The 17,175-nt window shown below is 74.8% G+C and carries 11 protein-coding genes and 3 pseudogenes; 10 read left to right on the forward strand and 4 right to left on the reverse strand.

All coding sequences use genetic code 11. The annotated features are described in order from the left end of the window. The first annotated feature begins 13 nt into the window (after positions 1-13). From GEV43_RS20080 to GEV43_RS20090, 3 genes and pseudogenes are all read left to right on the forward strand, one after another. Positions 14-2,140, forward strand: a complete 2,127-nt coding sequence (locus tag GEV43_RS20080; RefSeq protein WP_241682971.1) for a hypothetical protein — start codon at positions 14-16, stop codon at positions 2,138-2,140. A gap of 40 nt (positions 2,141-2,180) precedes the next feature. Beyond that, positions 2,181-3,080: pseudogene (locus tag GEV43_RS20085) on the forward strand (glycosyltransferase family 2 protein); the annotation flags it as partial. A 4-nt stretch (positions 3,081-3,084) separates the two neighbouring features. Then, positions 3,085-4,166: pseudogene (locus GEV43_RS20090) on the forward strand (glycosyltransferase family 4 protein). A 7-nt stretch (positions 4,167-4,173) separates the two neighbouring features. Here the strand turns inward: GEV43_RS20090 and trxA are convergent. Together trxA and GEV43_RS20100 are read right to left on the reverse strand one after the other, a co-directional pair. After that, positions 4,174-4,497 carry a thioredoxin gene (gene trxA / locus GEV43_RS20095; protein WP_160821997.1) on the reverse strand — a complete coding sequence of 108 codons (324 nt, stop codon included), beginning with the start codon at positions 4,495-4,497 and terminating at the stop codon, positions 4,174-4,176. Positions 4,498-4,499: 2 nt separating this feature from the next. Then, the gene (locus tag GEV43_RS20100; protein ID WP_309239733.1) at positions 4,500-5,531 is read right to left on the reverse strand and encodes a lysylphosphatidylglycerol synthase transmembrane domain-containing protein; all 1,032 of its coding nucleotides are present in this window, start codon (positions 5,529-5,531) and stop codon (positions 4,500-4,502) included. 59 nt (positions 5,532-5,590) lie between these two features. On the opposite strand from GEV43_RS20100, the gene GEV43_RS20105 reads away from it, so the two are divergent. From GEV43_RS20105 to GEV43_RS20135, 7 genes and pseudogenes are all read left to right on the forward strand, one after another. Next, complete coding sequence (locus GEV43_RS20105; protein WP_160821998.1) at positions 5,591-6,298, forward strand: class I SAM-dependent methyltransferase; 708 nt, start codon at positions 5,591-5,593, stop codon at positions 6,296-6,298. Positions 6,299-6,396: 98 nt separating this feature from the next. Then, a complete protein-coding gene (locus GEV43_RS20110) occupies positions 6,397-7,566 on the forward strand; it encodes a glycosyltransferase family 1 protein (protein ID WP_160821999.1) in 1,170 nt (389 codons plus the stop codon). 91 nt (positions 7,567-7,657) lie between these two features. Continuing rightward, positions 7,658-8,677: a sugar phosphate nucleotidyltransferase gene (locus GEV43_RS20115; RefSeq protein WP_241682972.1), complete on the forward strand. Its 1,020-nt coding sequence runs from the start codon at positions 7,658-7,660 to the stop codon at positions 8,675-8,677. Then, the gene (locus GEV43_RS20120; protein ID WP_309239734.1) at positions 8,674-9,735 is read left to right on the forward strand and encodes a DNA-3-methyladenine glycosylase 2 family protein; all 1,062 of its coding nucleotides are present in this window, start codon (positions 8,674-8,676) and stop codon (positions 9,733-9,735) included. Before GEV43_RS20115 ends, GEV43_RS20120 begins: the two co-directional genes overlap by 4 nt. Positions 9,736-10,100: 365 nt before the next feature. Next, positions 10,101-11,057, forward strand: a complete 957-nt coding sequence (locus tag GEV43_RS20125) for a LysR family transcriptional regulator (RefSeq protein ID WP_160822000.1) — start codon at positions 10,101-10,103, stop codon at positions 11,055-11,057. A gap of 82 nt (positions 11,058-11,139) precedes the next feature. Beyond that, a pseudogene (locus tag GEV43_RS20130) lies at positions 11,140-13,727 on the forward strand (bifunctional FO biosynthesis protein CofGH). Positions 13,728-13,765: 38 nt separating this feature from the next. Beyond that, positions 13,766-14,845 (forward strand): substrate-binding domain-containing protein, encoded by a 1,080-nt coding sequence (locus GEV43_RS20135; RefSeq protein WP_160822001.1) that lies wholly within the window; start codon positions 13,766-13,768, stop codon positions 14,843-14,845. 37 nt (positions 14,846-14,882) lie between these two features. Here the strand turns inward: GEV43_RS20135 and GEV43_RS20140 are convergent, their stop codons facing one another. Both GEV43_RS20140 and cofD read right to left on the reverse strand, forming a co-directional pair. Further along, complete coding sequence (locus GEV43_RS20140; RefSeq protein ID WP_160822002.1) at positions 14,883-16,184, reverse strand: coenzyme F420-0:L-glutamate ligase; 1,302 nt, start codon at positions 16,182-16,184, stop codon at positions 14,883-14,885. Further along, positions 16,181-17,164: a 2-phospho-L-lactate transferase gene (cofD, locus tag GEV43_RS20145; RefSeq protein WP_160822003.1), complete on the reverse strand. Its 984-nt coding sequence runs from the start codon at positions 17,162-17,164 to the stop codon at positions 16,181-16,183. The genes GEV43_RS20140 and cofD overlap by 4 nt, the downstream gene beginning before the upstream one ends. Between the last annotated feature and the right edge of the window lie 11 nt (positions 17,165-17,175).

Here is a 17,175-nt window from a genome sequence, read left to right on the forward strand (position 1 = left end):
TCACCATAGGACGATGACCGCTACGCTCCGCATCGATGAGCGACCTCCTCGACGACCGCGGGCCGCGCGCCTGCGCCCGGACCGGCGGGAACGGCGGGACGGGACGGTGACCGCGGGGCGGCTGCTCGCCCGGGCCACCGTCGCGCCCGCGCTGCTCGTCGCGGCCTGGCTCGCGGTGTCGCTGCCCCTGCTCATGGCCGGGGCGTTCCGTCCCGGACCGGCGATCGTGCTGTACGTGCCGGTGGCCGCCGGGACGCTGTGGCTCGGGCTGCGGGGACGGCCCGCGCACCCGTTCCGCGAGGGGCTCGGCGCCGTCTCCTGGTGGTCCACGGGAGGGGTGCTGGCCGTCGCCGGGGGGTTCCTCGTCCTCCAGCTCGCGATGTGCTCCGAGCAGATCATCGTGCGCCGCGACCCCGCGTCGTACGCGCAGTTCGCGGCCTGGCTGAACGAGCACGGCTCGCTCCCGATCACGCAGGACCGGTGGGCGTTCGGCGGGAGCGACCCGTCCCTCCAGTACGCCAGCCCGGCGTTCTACCAGGTCGGCGACACGGTCGTCCCGCAGTTCATGGCGGGCCTGCCGCTGGTCCTGGCGCTCGGCGGCTGGCTCGGCGGCACGCACGGGCTCCTCTTCATGGCCCCGCTGCTCGGCGCGTGCGCGGTCCTGTCGTTCGGCGGGCTCGTCGCGCGGCTCGTCGGGCCGCGGTGGGCGCCGGGCGGCGCGCTGCTGCTCGCGCTCACGCTGCCGATGCTGTGGGTGTCGCGCTCGACGTTCAGCGAGCTGCCCGCGCTCGTGCTCCTGCTCGGCGGGCTCGCCCTCCTCTACGACGTGCGCAAGAACGGCGTGCCCGGGAGCCGCGCCAAGGCGTTCCTGGGCGGCCTCACGCTGGGGCTGATCCTGCTGGCGCGGATCGACGCGCTGCGCGACCTGCTGCCCGTGGTCGTCTTCGCCGGACTGCTCGTCGCGCGGCGGCGCCGCACGGGGTACCCGCTCGCGGCCGGGCTGACGGTGGGCGCGGGCGCGGGGCTCGCCGAGGGCTTCATGTTCTCCAAGCCGTACCTGGACTACCTGCACGCCTCGCTCGACCCGCTGCTCGCCCTGACCGTCGCGCTCATCGGCGCGACCGCCCTCATGGTCGCGCTGCTGCGCTGGCGCGTCACCGGCCCGCGCCTGCACCGGCTCGGCGCGGCCGTCGCGCGCGGACGGCTCCCCGACGCCGCCGCGGTCCTGACCGTCGCCGTGATGGCCGCGTTCGCCGTGCGGCCTCTGGTCCAGACCGTGCGGCGCGTCCCGGCGAACGCCGACGACCGGCTGAACGCGCACTTCATCGAAGAGGTGCAGCGGGTCAACCACATGGCCCTCGACGGCGCCCGGCAGTACTCGGAGCTGTCCCTCTACTGGGTGGTCTGGTACATCGGCGTCCCCGCGCTGCTGCTCGCCACGTTCGGCGCGGCGCTGCTCGGCCGGCGGCTGCTGCGGGGCGGGGCCCCCGAATGGCTCCTGCCGTACGCCGTGATCGTCTGGACGACGGTGACCACGCTGGCCCGGCCCGCGATCACCCCGGACCACCCGTGGGCGTCGCGGCGGCTGATCGGCCTGGTCATCCCCGGGCTGCTGCTGTTCGCCGTGTGGGGGACGGCGTGGGCCGTCCGCCGCGTCCGCCGCGTCGGGTACGGGCCCGCCGTCACCCGCTGGTCGGCGGCCGCCGCGATCGTGCTGCTGGCCGTGCCGGTCCTGCTGACGTCCGGGCCGTACCTGTTCGCCAGGACCGACCAGGGCGAGGTCGCGGCCGTCCGCGGGCTGTGCGACCGGCTCGGCGAGGGCCGTTCGGTCGTCGTCGTGGACCGCGCGACCGCCGACCGCTACCTCCCGGCCCTCCGCGGCATGTGCGGGCTCCCGGCCGCCCGGACGGTCCCCGCGGCGACGCCCGCCGACGTCCGGCGCGTGATCGGCAAGGTGTACGCGGCGGGACGGCGCCCGGTGGTCATGGGCGCGCAGCCCGGCCAGGTCGCCGCGTACGGCCCGGCCGCCCAGGCGGTGAAGCTTCGGACACGGCAGGATGAACGGACGCTGACCGAACCGCCCGGAAGCACGTGGGGGCTCAGCTCGGACGTGTGGATTTCGGAGCCGCCCGCGCCGTGATGGGCCTTGCGGCCGCGTTGGGCGAGTATTCTCGCCCTGCGTGAGTACCGAGGCCACCGAGCACGTGCACGTGACCGTCGTCCTGCCCTGCTACAACGAGCAGGACCACGTCGTCGACGAGGTCGAGCGCATCTGCAAGGCGATGGACAACAGCGGCAAGACCTACGAGCTGCTGGCCGTGGACGACTGCTCGACCGACGCCACGCTGCGGCGCCTTGAGGAGGCCGCGCCGCGCTTCCCGCAGATGCGGATCATGGCGTTCCAGCACAACAGCGGCTCGGGCACCGTGCGGCGGATCGGGTCGCAGCAGGCGCGCGGCGAGATCGTCGTGTGGACCGACGCCGACATGTCGTACCCGAACGACCGCATCCCCGAGCTGGTGGACGTGCTCGACTCCGACCCGTCGGTGGACCAGGTGGTCGGCGCCCGCACCAGCGAGGAGGGCACGCACAAGCTCCTGCGCGTCCCGGCCAAGTGGTTCATCCGCAAGGTCGCCGAACGGCTCACCAACTCGCAGATCCCCGACCTCAACTCCGGGCTGCGCGCGTTCCGGCGCGAGGTGTCGCTGCCCTACCTGCGGCTGCTGCCCCCCGGGTTCTCCTGCGTCACCACGATCACCATCGCGTTCCTGTCGAACCAGCACCCGGTGCGGTACGTCCCGATCGAGTACGCCAAGCGGGCCGGGAAGTCCAAGTTCCACTTCACCAAGGACGCCTACCGCTACATCCTCCAGGTGCTCCGCATGGTGATGTACTTCAACCCGCTCAAGGTGCTGATGCCGCTGGCGCTCTGGCTGCTCGGGATCGGCTTCGTCAAGGGCGTGTTCGACATGGTCGTGCACTTCGGCTACTTCGCCAACAACACCGTGATCATCTTCATCACGGGCCTGCTCATCGCGTCGCTGGCGCTGCTGGCCGACCTGATCGTCCGTTCCCGGGGGACACATGAGGATCGCGATCGTCGGCCCCGCGTTCCCCTACAAGGGCGGCGGCGCGCACCACACGACCGAGCTGGCGCACCGCCTCGCCGCGGCCGGGCACGACCCGGTGATCGAGTCGTGGCGGGCGCAGTACCCCGCGTTCCTCTACCCGGGGCAGCAGACGATCTCCGAGCCCGAGGGCGAGCCGTTCGCGGGCACCCGGCGCAGGCTCGACTGGCGGCGCCCCGACGGCTGGTGGCGCGCCGGCCGGTCGCTGCGCGCGTACGACCTGGTGGTCCTCGCGGTGCTGAGCCCCGTGCAGGTCCCCGCGTACCGGGGGATCCTCGCGGGCCTCGGCCGCCGCGCCCCCGTGGTGGCCCTCTGCCACAACGTCCTGCCGCACGAGCGCAAGCCGTACGACAGGCCGCTGATGAAGGCCCTGCTCAACCGGGTGGACGGCGTGCTCGTGCACTCCGAGCAGCAGGCGGAGCTGGCGCGCGGCCTCACCCGCGGCCCGTCCGGGTGGCGGAGATGCCCGCCCACCTGCCCGCGAAGGCCGGGCCGTCACGTCGGGCCGCCCGCACCGCCGGTACGGCCCGGCGGCTCCTGTTCTTCGGCATCGTCCGCCCGTACAAGGGCCTGGACGTCCTCCTGCGCGCCCTCGCGACCACCGACGACGTGTCCCTCACGGTCGCGGGCGAGTTCTGGGGCGGCCTGGACGAGACCAGGGCCCTGATCTCCGACCTCGGCCTCACCGGACGCGTGGACCTGCGCCCCGGCTACGTGCCCGCCGCCGACGTCCCCGGCCTGTTCGCCGGCGCCGACGCGCTCGTCCTGCCGTACCGCACGGCCACCGCCTCGCAGAACGTGTGGATGGCCCACGAGTACGGCGTCCCGGTGATCGCGACCCGGGTCGGCGGCTTCGCCGGCCAGATCCGCGACGGCGTGGACGGCCTGGTCTGCGAGCCCGGCGACGTCGGCTCGCTGGCCGACGCGCTCAAGCGCTTCTACGCCCCCGGCGAGCCCGAACGGCTCAGGGCCGCGGTCGACCCGGTCGACCACGGCCCCGTCTGGAACGCCTACCTGGACGCCCTGCTCGCCCGCTGACCGCGGGTCACAGGTGCGGCTCCAGGACCTTGAGCAGCGCGCGCTTGGGCTTGGCGCCCACGATCTGCTCGACGACCTCGCCGTCCTTGTAGAGCAGCAGCGTCGGCAGCCCGAGCACCCCGTACTTCTGGGGCGTCAGCGGGTTGCCGTCGTAGTCCATCTTCGCGATCGTGATCCTGCCGTCGTGCTCGCTCGCGATCTGCTCCAGCACCGGCGCGATCATCCGGCACGGCCCGCACCAGTCGGCCCAGAAGTCCACCAGGACCGGGGTCGAACTGCCCAGGACCTTCTCGTCGAACGTCGCGTCCGTCACCTCGATGGGGGCCGTCACGATCACTCCTTCGTCGGCTGCGTACCCCTGACAAGCTCCGGGGCGGCGGGTTCATTCCCCGGCTCGGGCGGGGGAGGGGTCGCGCGCGCCACGTCGCGTTCGCGGGCGTCGCGTTCGCGGGCGTTCCGCTTGTCGGCGCGGCCCATGAGGAACGCCGCGCTCGCGTTGACGAGGTCGGCGATCGTGAGGGCCACGCGGGACGCGATGGCGACGACGGCGGGGGCGCCCGCCGGGAGGACGGGCGACAGGACGAGGACCATGGCCGCCTCGCGCGCGCCGATGCCGCCGGGCGCGATGAAGACCAGGAAGCCCGCGACGAACGCCAGCGCGTAGGCGCCGGTCGCGAGGAACGGCAGGCCCGCGCCGTCGCCCCCGGCGGCGGCGGCCAGCAGCCACAGGTGGACGCCGAACAGGACCCATCCCGCGACGGTCCAGCCGATCGCGCGGAGGGTGGCCGCCAGGCTGACCGGGTGTTCGAGCGGCGCGCGCCGGGCGAGGCGCAGCAGCGTGTCGAGGCACCAGGTGACGATGCGGGGGTGCAGGGCGGCCAGCAGCACGGGCGCCAGGGGGAACAGCCACCAGTAGCGGTCGCGGGCCGCCTCGGACGTCAGCGGCAGCGTCACGGCCGCCACGGCGAGGCCGCCGGCCATGGACGTCGCCACGGCGAGGAGCGTCGCGGTGAGGCTGCGGATCCGGGAGACCTTGTACTCGCTGGACAGCTCGACCTGGGTCACGACCGCCCACACCTTGCCCGGCACGTACTTGCCGAGCTGGGAGATCGACTGGATCCGGAACGCGGCCCGGACCGGCAGCGGGGAGCCGAGGCCGGCCAGGAACGTCCGCCAGCCCAGCATCCAGGCGAAGAGCCCGGCGACGCCCGCCGCGAACGCGCCCAGCAGCGTCGCCCAGGACATCTGCTCGAACGCCCGGACGGTGTCGTCCCACGTGGAGACCAGGCTGTAGGCGCAGAACGCCAGCGCGAGCAGCACCAGCAGGTAGCGCACGCCCCGCAGCAGGGCGGCCTTGGATTTCACGCGCCCAGCCTAGGCGAACGCGAAGGCGCATTCGCTTGGGCGCTCTAGAGTTGGCGGCGATGAAACTCTCGGATGTGGTCGCCTTCATGGGGCACCAGGTGCACGTGTGCCGGTACCGCGAGGCGGGGACGCTGCTGTCCTGGCTCGGGCGGGACCTGCGCGGCAGGAAGGTCCTCGACGTGGCCGGGGGCGACGGCTACTGGGCCGGGCAGGCCCGCAGGCGCGGCGCCCACGCGGTCTCGATCGACCTCGCCCGCGGCAAGATGGCGTACGGGCGGACGCTCGCCAACGCGCCCGCGCTGATCGAGTGCGACGCGCTGCGGCTGCCGTTCGGCGACGGCGCGTTCGACGCGATCCTGTCGGTGTGCGCGATCGAGCACTTCGACGACGGCGGCAGGTCGCTGGACGAGATGGCGCGGGTGCTCAAGCCCGGCGGCGAGATCTTCATGTCCGCCGACGTGCTGAGCCGCGCCGACGCCTGGCCCGCGCTGCGCGACGCGCACAAGGCCAAGTACCACGTGCAGCACACCTACACGCACGAGTCCCTGCGCGCGCTGCTGGACGAGCGCGGGATGGACCTCGTACGGCACTCCTACCAGTTCAGGACGGCCGCGACGGAGCGGCTGTACCTGTCGCTCTCGGCGTACGGGGGCAAGGTCGGCTTCAACGCCGCCGCGCCCCTCACGCCGCTGGTGGCGCTGGCCGACCGCAGGGCGCCGAACGAGCGCGGCAGCATCGTTCTCGTGCACGCCCGTAAACGGTCGTAACCTTCGCGTGGTCATCACCTCCGGAGCGGTCCCGGCGGCGTAGGCTCGAAGGGTAAAGAGTGATCTACGCCTCTCGTTCGGGATGGGGGATGGTTCCCGTGGGGCCTCGGATCCTGCTCGACACCACGTCGGTGTCCGCCGACCGCGGCGGCCTCGGCCGGTACGTCGACGGCCTGCTGTCCGCGCTGCACGGGCTCGGCGCGGACCTCGCGGTGGCGTGCCAACGCGCCGACGAGGAGCGGTACGGCCTGCTCGCGCCCGGCGCCCGGATCGTCGCGGGCCCGGCGGCGCTCGCCCACCGCGCCAGCCGGCTCGCCTGGGAGCAGACGGGCCTGCCGTACGTGGCGCAGAACGTCGGCGCCGACGTGATCCACCTGCCGACGTACACGATCCCGGTCGCGGCCGGGATGCCGACGGTGGTCACGCTGCACGACGTGACGCTGTTCTCCGAGCACGACGCGCACGATCCGGTGCGCGCGACCTACGTCCGGTCGGCGACGCGCACGGCCGCGCGCCGGGCCACCCGGCTGATCGCGCCGTCGCAGGCGACGCGGGACGAGCTCGTCCGGCTGCTGCACGCCGATCCCGGCCACATCGACGTGGCCTACCACGGGGTGGACCACGAGGTGTTCCACCGCCCGTCCGAGCCGGAGGTCAAGCAGGTCTCCGACCGGCTCGGCCTGCACGGGCGCCCGTACGTCGCCTACCTCGGGGCGCTGGAGCCCCGCAAGAACGTGCCGAGCCTGATCCGCGGCTGGGTGCGGGCCTGCGCCGACCGCCCCGACCCGCCGGCGCTCGTCCTCGCGGGCAGCGGCGGCTGGGACGACGAGGTGGACGCCGCGCTCGCGTCCGTCCCGCTGCGGCTCAAGGTCGTCCGCCCCGGCTACCTGTCGCGGTCCGCGCTGCCCGGCTTCTTCGGCGGCGCGCTCGTCGTCGCGCTGCCGAGCCGCGGCGAGGGGTTCGGGCTGCCGGTGCTGGAGGCGATGGCGTGCGGCGCCCCGGTCCTGACGACGCGGCGCGGCCCGCTGCCGGAGGTCGGCGGCGACGCCGTCGCCTACACCGATCCCGAGCCCGCCGGGATCGGCGCGGCGCTGTCGGAGCTGATCGACGACCCGGTCCGCCGCCGGAGCCTCGCCGACGCGGCGTGCGCCCGTTCCGAGAAGTTCACCTGGGCGTTCTCGGCGGAGGCGCACATGGCCTCCTACCAGCGCGCCGTCGGCCGGTACGCCGCCGCCCGCGAAGGCAAACCGGCCCATCCGACCCACTAGGCTCGCTCGGGTCCGGCCGTCGAGACCTTCGAGGAAGGGGCCTTGTGGAAGCGATCCTGTTGGTCGGGGGCAGGGCACCCGGCTGCGACCGTTGACGATCTCCACGCCCAAGCCGCTGCTTCCGACGGCCGGGGTCGCCTTCCTCGCCCACCAGCTCGCCCGCGCGCACGCCGTGGGCGTCGAGCGGATCGTGTTCGCCACCTCCTACCGCGCCGAGATGTTCGAGGCGGCGTTCGGCGCGCACGCGCACGGGGTGGACCTGGCGTACGTGAGCGAGGACGAGCCGCTCGGCACCGGCGGCGCGATCCGCAACGCGGCGCGCTCGCTGACGTGCGGCCCGGACGAGCCGGTGCTGATCCTGAACGGCGACATCCTGTCCGGGCACGACGTCCGCGCGCAGGTCGCGCTGCACGAGAAGGCGAACGCGGCGGTGACGCTGCACCTGACGCGGGTCGAGGACCCGTCCAGGTTCGGCTCGGTGCCGACCGACGCCGACGGCCGCGTCACCGCGTTCCTGGAGAAGACCTCGCACCCGGTCACCGACCAGATCAACGCGGGCTGCTACGTGTTCCGCCGTTCGGCGATCGACACGATCCCCGAGGACGAGGTGGTGTCGGTCGAGCGCGAGACGTTCCCCGCGCTGATCGCGTCCGGCGCGGTCGTGATGGGGCACGTGGAGTCGGAGTACTGGCTGGACGTCGGCACGCCCGAGGCGTTCGTCCAGGGCTCGCGCGACCTGGTGCTCGGGCGGCTCGCCTCGCCGGCGATGCCGGGGCCTCCCGGGCCGCGCCTCGTCCTGGCCGGCGCGGTGGTGTCGCCGGGCGCGGTCGTCCGCGACGGCACGACGGTCGGGCGCAACGCGGTGGTCGAGGCGGGCGCGACCGTGCTCGGCAGCGTGCTGCTGGACGACGCGTTCGTGGCGGAGGGCGCGACCGTGCGCGACTCGGTGCTCAGCCGCGGCGCCCGCGTCGGGCCGGGCGCGGTGCTGGACGGCGTGATCCTCGGGGACGGCGCGGTCGTCGGCCCCGGCAACGAGCTGCGCGACGGGCTGCGGATGTGGCCCGGCATCGAGCTGCCGCCGACCGCCGTCCGCTTCTCGACCGACACATGACCGCGACGCCCGTGAGCGGGGAGCCCGTGAGCGGGGAGCCCGCGACCGGCGGGCCCGTGAGCGGGGAGACCGCGGGCGGCGGGCCCGCGACCGGCCGTCCCGTGCGCGGGGAGTCCGCGCCCGGCGGGTCCGTGGCCGGGGAGCCGACCGCTGGTATGCGGCTCCCCGGCCGCTCACCGGCGCGGCGCCGCGTGTGGCGGCCGCCGTGGCCGGTCGATCCCGGGCGCACCCTCGCGCCGCACCGGCGGGGGGCCCACGACCCCGCGCACCGGACGACCCCCGACGGCGCGGTCTGGCGCGCCTCGTACACGCCGGAGGGCCCCGGGACGGTCCGCGTCCTGCGGCGCGGGGACGTCATCGACGCCCTGGCGTGGGGGCCGGGCGCGGACTGGCTGCTCGAAGGGCTGCCGGCGCTGCTCGGCGCGGACGACGCCCCGGAGGCGTTCGAGCCGCGGCACGAGGTGCTCCGCGTCGCGGCGCTGCGCGCGGAGGGGATGCGGATCGGCCGGACGGGGCGCGTGTTCGAGGCGCTCGTCCCGGCCGTCCTGGAGCAGAAGGTCCTGGCGGTGGAGGCGTGGCGCGCGTGGGGCCACCTGCTGCGCAGGTTCGGGGAGCCCGCCCCGGGAGCGCCCGGGATGCGGGTGCCCCCGCCGCCGGAGGTGTGGGCCCGGATCCCGTCGTGGGAGTGGCACCGGTCCGGCGCCGAGGCCGTCCGGGCCCGGACGATCATCGGCGCGGCGCGGGTCGCGGCGCGGCTGGAGGCCGACCCCGCCGAGCGGCGGCTCCGCACGCTGCCCGGGATCGGGGTGTGGACCGCGGCCGAGATCCGGCAGCGCGCGGCCGGCGATCCCGACGCCGTCTCCGTCGGCGACTACAACCTGCCCGGCGTGGTGGGCTGGGCGCTGGCCGGACGGAAGGTGGACGACGCCGGGATGCTGGAGCTGCTGGAGCCGTACGCGGGCCACCGGCACCGGGTCACCCGGCTGCTGGAATCGACCGGCACGCGTCCGCCGAGGCGCGGCCCGCGGCTGCCGGTGCGGGACTACCGGTCTTTCTGACCGCGCCGGGGCTCCGGCGGCGCCGCATCCAGAAGCTGTCGGGCGTCCAGTCGAGGCCGTCCCGGGAGTCGGCGCCGAAGGCGGGGGCGAGCAGGCCGAGAACGACGATGAGGGCGAGCACGATGAGCATGGGTCTGTCCTTGGCGTGGTGTGGGGGCCGGCCGTTCGGCACGGCCCGGACGTGTCCGCTGTGAGCCCTGGCCTGGGCTCGGACGTTCCCGCGCGGGAGTGGAGGGCAGGCCCTCCGCGAGTCCGGAAGGGCGGGTTCGCCGCCGTTCCTCCGGTCTCGCACCTCTAGTTTGACTCGGTCCAACTTTCAGGTCCAGCGACTGTTTCTGTAGGGATTGTGTAAGAATCCCTTCACCATGTTGGACCTCGGGCGGCTGCGGGTGCTCCGCGAGTTCAAGCTGCGCGGGACCGTCGGCGCCGTCGCCGACTCCCTCGGCTACAGCCCGTCCGCGGTCTCCCAGCAGATCGCCCAGCTCCAGCGCGAGGTCGGCGTGAGCCTGGTCGAACGGGTCGGACGGCGGCTGCGGCTCACCGAGGCGGGCGAGGTGCTGGCGCTGCGCGCCGAGTCGCTGCTGGCCGAGTCGCAGCGCGCGCACGAGGCGGCGCTCGCCGCGAGCGGCCGGGTGGCGGGCGTGGTCCGGCTGGTGGGGTTCCAGACGGCGCTGGTGCACGTGGTCGCCCCGGCGCTGCCGCGGCTGCGCGAGGCGTACCCGGAGCTGACCGTGGACGTGCTCGACGAGGAGCTCACCCGCGTCCTCCAGGCGCTCGTCCTCCAGGAGATCGACGTCGTGCTGAACGACGAGTACTCCCACCTCCCGCACCCGGAGCGTCCCGAGCTGGTCTCGGAGGTGCTGGTCACCGAGTCGATGCGGATCGCGCTGCCCGCCGCGCACCGGCTCGCCCGTTCCGACGAGCCGGTGCGCGTGGCCGACCTGGCGAGCCTGCCGTGGGTGACCGGCCACCTCGGCACCAACCACTCCGGGCTGCTCGAACGGACCTGCGTGGAGATGGGCGGCTTCCGGCCCTCCGTCCGCTACCGCTCCAACGACCTGCTCGTCATCTTCGCGATGGTGGCGTCCGGCGGCGCGGCGTCCCTGGTCCCCGACCTCGCGCTCGCCGAACGGCATCCGGGGATCGTCGTGCGCGACATCGCCGAGGCGCGCGTCGAGAGGCGCATGGTGATGTGGACGCGCGCGGGCGCCGACGTCCGCCCGTCCGTGCGCGCGGTGATGGCGGAGCTGCGCCGCGCCGCCGACGAGCTGGCGGCCGACCGGCCGAGCCTGTTCCGGGGCGTTCCGGCCGCCGGGGAATAGCCGGGGCCCCGCGCCCGCTGTCCTTGCCGCGTACGGGCATCCCGCCGTCCACGAATTATGACGATTGGCATAGAGTGCCCGCATGGACGCTGCTTTCACGGAGTCTGGGCTCCGCCGGGCGCTGGCCCGGGCACGCGACGGAAAGACACTCGACCGATCCGAGGCCACCACGCTGCTGCACGCGCGCGGAGAACGGCTCGACGACCTGCTGGCGTACGCCGGCCGCACGCGCGACGCCGGGCTCGAAGCGGCCGGGCGGCCCGGGGTCGTCACCTACAGCCGCAAGGTGTTCATCCCGCTGACCCGGCTCTGCCGGGACCGCTGCGGGTACTGCACGTTCGCCACGGTGCCGCACCGGGTGGACGCCCCGTACCTCAGCCCGGACGAGGTGCTGGAGATCGCGCGGCAGGGCGCGGCGATGGGCTGCAAGGAGGCGCTGTTCACGCTCGGCGACCGGCCCGAGGACCGCTGGAGGCCGGCGCGCGAGTGGCTGGACGCGCACGGCTACGACGACACCCTCTCCTACGTGCGCGCGATGGCGATCCGGGTGCTGGAGGAGACCGGCCTGCTGCCGCACCTCAACCCGGGCGTGCTGACCTGGCGCGACTTCCAGCGGCTGAAGCCCGTCGCGCCCTCGATGGGGATGATGCTGGAGACCACCGCGACGCGGCTGTTCAGCGAGAAGGGCGGGCCGCACTTCGGGTCGCCCGACAAGGACCCGGCGGTACGGCTGCGCGTGCTGGAGGACGCGGGCCGCGTGAACGTGCCGTTCACCACCGGCATCCTGATCGGCATCGGGGAGACGGTGGAGGAGCGCGCCGACGCCATCTTCGAGATCCGCCGGACGATGCGCGAGTACGGGGCGGTCCAGGAGGTCATCGTCCAGAACTTCCGCGCCAAGCCCGACACCAAGATGCGCGGAACGCCCGACGCCGAACTGGAGGAGCTGGCCGCGACCATCGCGGTGACCCGGCTCGTGCTCGGTCCGAAGGCGCGCGTCCAGGCGCCGCCGAACCTGGTGGACGACCAGTACGCGCTGATGCTGCGCGCCGGGATCGACGACTGGGGCGGCGTCTCCCCGCTCACGCCCGACCACGTCAACCCCGAGCGGCCGTGGCCGCAGATCGACGAGCTCGCCGCCCGCACCGCCGAGCTCGGGTTCGAGCTGCGCGAGCGGCTGACGGTCTACCCCGAGTACGTCCGGCGCGGCGAGCCGTGGCTCGACCCGCGCGTGCTCGGGCACGTCGCCGCGCTCGCCGACCCCGAGACCGGCCTCGCCCGCGAGGGCGCCGTCCCGGAGGGCCGCCCCTGGCAGGAGCCCGACGGGGGCTTCGAGTCGTTCGGCGGCGTCGGGCGCACCGACCTGCACACCGAGATCGACACGACCGGGCGCACCGGCGACCGCCGCGAGGACTTCGACGAGGTGTACGGCGACTGGGACGCGCTGAAGGAGCGGATGAGCGCGCCCCGGGCGTTCGACGCCGACGTCAAGGCCGCGCTCGCGCGCGCCGAGAGCGACCCGGCGGGCCTGTCGGACGACGAGGCGCTCGCGCTGCTGCACGCCGACGGGCCCGAGCTGGACGTCCTGACGCGGATCGCCGACGACCTGCGCAGGGAGGTCTCCGGCGACGACGTCACCTACGTCGTCACCCGCAACGTCAACTTCACCAACGTCTGCTACACCGGCTGCCGGTTCTGCGCGTTCGCGCAGCGCCGCACGGACGCCGACGCGTACACCCTGTCGCTGAGCCAGGTCGGCGACCGGGTGGACGAGGCGTGGGCGGCGGGCGCGACCGAGATCTGCATGCAGGGCGGCATCCACCCCGACCTGCCCGGCACCGCCTACTTCGACCTCGCCCGCGAGGTGAAGCGGCGCGCGCCGGACATCCATCTGCACTCCTACAGCCCGATGGAGGTCGTGAACGGCGCGAGCCGCACCGACCTGTCGATCCGCGAGTGGCTCCAGGGCGCGAAGGAGGCCGGGGTCGACTCGCTGCCCGGCACCGCCGCCGAGATCCTGGACGACGACGTGCGCTGGGTGCTGACCAAGGGCAAGCTCCCGACCGACCAGTGGGTCGAGGTCGTCACGACCGCGCACGAGCTCGGCATCCCGACGACGTCCACGATGATGTACGGGCACGTGGACACCCCGGCGCACTGGGTCGCGCACCTCAAGCTGCTGCGCTCGATCCAGGAGCGGACGGGCGGCTTCAGCGAGTTCGTGCTGCTGCCGTTCGTGCACCACAACTCGCCGATCTACCTGGCCGGGCTCGCCCGTCCGGGCCGACCGTGCGCGAGAACGTGGCGGTGCACGCGCTCGCGCGCATCCTGCTGCACGGCGCGATCCCCAACATCCAGACGTCCTGGGTGAAGCTGGGCGACGAGCTGTGCACGCGCGTCCTCCAGGGCGGGGTCAACGACCTCGGCGGGACGCTGATGGAGGAGACCATCAGCCGGATGGCCGGGTCGGAGAACGGCTCGTTCAAGCCGATCAGCGAACTGGAGGCGATCGCGGCGCGGGCCGGGCGCCCGGCGCGGCAGCGCACCACCCTCTACGGCGAGGTCCCGGCCGAACGCCTCGAAGCGGCGCGCCGCACCGACGGCATCGGCGACTTCGGGCGGAAGGGAGCGGGAGGCGGGCGGCTCGACCTGCCCCTGGTGGGCACCTGAGCCGGTACCCCGCGCGGCGGTTGCGGTAATACTGACGCGTGGACCGACAGGAGTCGCCGGCGGCGGCGTCCGCACGGCGCGGGGCGGCGAGCCGTCCAGCCGTGTGGGCCGCCGCCGCGCTCCTCGCCGCCGGCGCGGCGGCGGGCGGCGCGTGGACGGTCGGCGCGCTGCCCGGTACGGGCCCGTGCCGGGGCGACGACCTGGAGGTCCGCGTCGCCGCGCAGCCGGAGATCGCCCCCGCGCTGCGCGAGGTCGCGTCCCGCTTCAACGTGGAGACCCACCGGGTCGCCGGGCGCTGCGTCCGCGCGCGGATCACCGCCGTCGCGCCCGCCGCGTACGCCCGCGACGCGGCGGCCCGGCGCGACGCGGACGCCTGGGTGCCCGAGTCGTCGCTGTGGCTCGGCGTCGCGCGCGCCGCCGACGACCGGGTGCCCCCGGCGGCCGTCCCGCTGGCGGCGACGCCCGTCGTGCTCGCGACGACCCGTCCGGTGGACGCCGAGTTCCGCGCCGCGGACGTGGCGGCGAGCTGGAAGCTGCTCCTGGAGAACGAGGCGGGCGGGCTGCCGCTCGCGCGCCGTACCCCCGACCCGGCCGTCGGGATGGGCGGCGCCATCGGCATGATCGCGCTCGGCCAGGTCGCGGGCCCGGACGAGGCGGCGGACGAGGGCGTCGTGCGGGCGCTGCGCAAGCGCGCGCCGTCCGGACGGGCGAGGGCGGCGGGCGGCTCCGCGGGGACGCTCGCCGACCTGGCCGGGGACGAGCGGTTCGACCGCCCGCTCGCCGTCACCACCGAGCAGGCCGTGGTCGCCTACAACGCCGCGCACCGCCCGAACCCCGTCGTCGCGCTCGCGCCGCGCGAGGGCACGCTGATGCTCGACCACCCGTACGCCGTCGTCGCCCGGGACGGCAAGCGCCGCGAGGCCGCCGAGGCGTTCCAGGCGGCGCTCGGCTCCCGGTCCGCGCGCGACGTGCTCCAGAGCCGGGGCTTCCGCCGGCCCGACGGCGCCCTCGCGGAGCCGCACGCGGACCGCCTCGGCCTCCCCGAACGCCCTCCGAAGCCGCTCAGGGTCCCGACCCGCGAGGAGATCGACCGGGCGCTCGCCTCCTGGCGCCGCTGACCCGGACCCTCCCCGGGACCGGGGGAGCCGGGACGGCTCAGCGGACCTCGATGAACGCGTCGGGCGTCCTCGGCGGCCGGTCCCGCGGCGGCGCGGCGGGACGGCCCACGCCGACCGCGCCCATCGGGTCCCAGTCGGCGGGCAGGCCGAGCGCCTCGCGGACGACGTCGCGGCAGAACAGCGTGCTCGACACCCAGCACGACCCGAGCCCCTCGACGGCCAGCGCGACCAGGAGGTTCTCCACGCCCGCGCCCGCCGCGACGACGAACATCTCGCGCTCGGCGCGGGCCCTGCGCTCGTCGGGGTAGTCGTGCGAGCCGTCCATCACCAGGCACGGGACGACCAGGTACGGCGCGCGGCGCAGCACGTCGCCGCGGCGCAGCCGCTTCGCGATCGACTCCTCGGAGAAGCCGTCGCGCCGCAGGTCGGCCTCCCACGCGTCGCGCATCGCGTCGAGCAGGCGGGTGCGCGAGCCGGCCGACTCCAGCAGCACGAACCGCCACGGCGTGGTGTGGTGCGGCGCGGGCGCGGTGATCGCCGCGGCGACCGCGCGCCGTACGGCGCCGGGATCGACCGGGTCGGCGGTGAACTCCCGGATCGTTCGCCGGGCGTGCAGCACGTCGGCCGAGCCGTACCGGAACATGTCCTCGTCCGGCGGGCGGATCAGCGCCCGCGCGCCCGGCCCGTCGTCCGCGGTGACCAGGCCCGCGAGGCCGCGCACGACCGCGATCGGCACGCCGTCGAGCTTGCCCTTGACCAGCTCGGCCGCGGCCGCGACCTCGTCGGCCACGGCGGTGATCGTCGCCTCCAGCCGGTTGCCGTACGCGTCGTCCCGGCCGCGCATGTCGCTGATCGGCGCGAGCCCGGCGACGCCGATCGCCGCGTCCATCAGCCCGTTGCGCCAGGGCCGCCCGAGCGTGTCGGAGACGATGACCGCGACGTCGCGGCCGGTCCGCTCCCGCACGCCCGCGCGGATGCGGCGCGCGGACGCGTCGGAGTCCTCGGGCAGCAGCAGGACGGTGCCGGGCGCGGTGTTGGACGCGTCCACCCCGGCGGCGGCGAGCACGAGCCCCTGCCGCGTCTCCACGATCCGCGTCTCGCCGCGCGCGTGCGCGCGCCGGGCGACGACCCGCACCGTCTCGGCGTCGATCGCCTTCTCCCGGTCGTCGGCGACGAGCACGCGGCCCTCCGCCTTGCTCACGATCTTGGACGTGACGACCAGCACGTCGCCGTCCTCGACCAGGTCGGCGGGGACGAGCGCGGCGATGTCGTCGCCCTCCCGGACCTCCGGCAGGCCGGGCAGCCCGAAGATCCGCAGACCGGACGCCGGGGCGCTCACCGCGCGTCCTCTCCGGCGGCCCCGGCCGTTCCGGCGGCCCCGGCTGCCAGCTCGCGAGCCAGGTCCAGCGCGGCGCCCGCGATCGCCGCCGTGGCGTCCGGATCGCTCATCAGCAGCGGACGGGACCGCACCTCGATGCCGTCCACCTCAACGCCCGCGTCGGCCTCGTCGACCAGCCAGCCGTCCAGCAGGTCCGCGCCGTAGTACTCGGCGACCGCGCGGGCGCTGGTCTCCACCCCGATCGCGGTCAGGCACGCGTCGGCCATCCCGCGCACGGGCGCGCCGCCGATGATCGGCGAGACGCCCACCACGGTCTTGGCGGCGACCGCGTCGCGCACGCCGGGGACCGCGAGGATCGTCCCGACGCTCACCACCGGGTTGGACGGCGGCAGCAGCACGACGTCGGCGTCCCCGATCGCGGCGAGCACCCCCGGCGCGGGCTTCGCGTCCTCGGCGCCGACGGCCGCGATCGACTCGGCCGGGACGGACGCCCGCAGCCGCACCCACCACTCCTGGAAGTGGATCGCGCGCCGCCCGCGCTCGGGGTCGTCCACCACCACGTGCGTCTCGACCTGGTCGTCGGTCATCGGGATCAGCCGCACGCCCGGCTTCCACCGGTCGCACAGCGCCTCGGTCACCGCCGACAGCTTGTAGCCCGCCTCCAGCATCTGCGTGCGCACGATGTGGGTGGCGAAGTCGCGGTCGCCGAGCCCGAACCAGCCCGGCCCGACCCCGTACGCGCCGAGCTCCTCCTTGACGGCGAACGTCTCGCCCGCCCGGCCCCAGCCCTGCTCCTCGTTGATGCCGCCGCCGAGCGTGTACATCACCGTGTCCAGATCCGGGCAGACGCGCAGCCCGAACAGGGAGATGTCGTCGCCGGTGTTGCCGATCACGGTGATCTCGGCCTCGGGGGCGGCCGCCTGGAGCCCGCGCAGGAAGCGGGCCCCACCGATTCCGCCCGCCAGCGCCACGATCCTCATGCGCATCAGCC

Origin of the sequence: Actinomadura sp. J1-007 (assembly GCF_009793335.1) — a bacterium.
Lineage (GTDB): Bacteria > Actinomycetota > Actinomycetes > Streptosporangiales > Streptosporangiaceae > Spirillospora > Spirillospora yumaensis.

Bases quoted from the DNA above. Each gene is read 5' to 3' on its own strand.
- GEV43_RS20120 (WP_309239734.1), top strand. From the start codon at position 8,674: ATGACCGCGACGCCCGTGAGCGGGGAGCCCGTGAGCGGGGAGCCCGCG.
- cofD (WP_160822003.1), bottom strand. From the start codon at position 17,164: ATGAGGATCGTGGCGCTGGCGGGCGGAATCGGTGGGGCCCGCTTCCTG.
- GEV43_RS20105 (WP_160821998.1), top strand. From the start codon at position 5,591: ATGAAACTCTCGGATGTGGTCGCCTTCATGGGGCACCAGGTGCACGTG.
- GEV43_RS20080 (WP_241682971.1), top strand. From the start codon at position 14: ATGACCGCTACGCTCCGCATCGATGAGCGACCTCCTCGACGACCGCGG.
- GEV43_RS20125 (WP_160822000.1), top strand. From the start codon at position 10,101: ATGTTGGACCTCGGGCGGCTGCGGGTGCTCCGCGAGTTCAAGCTGCGC.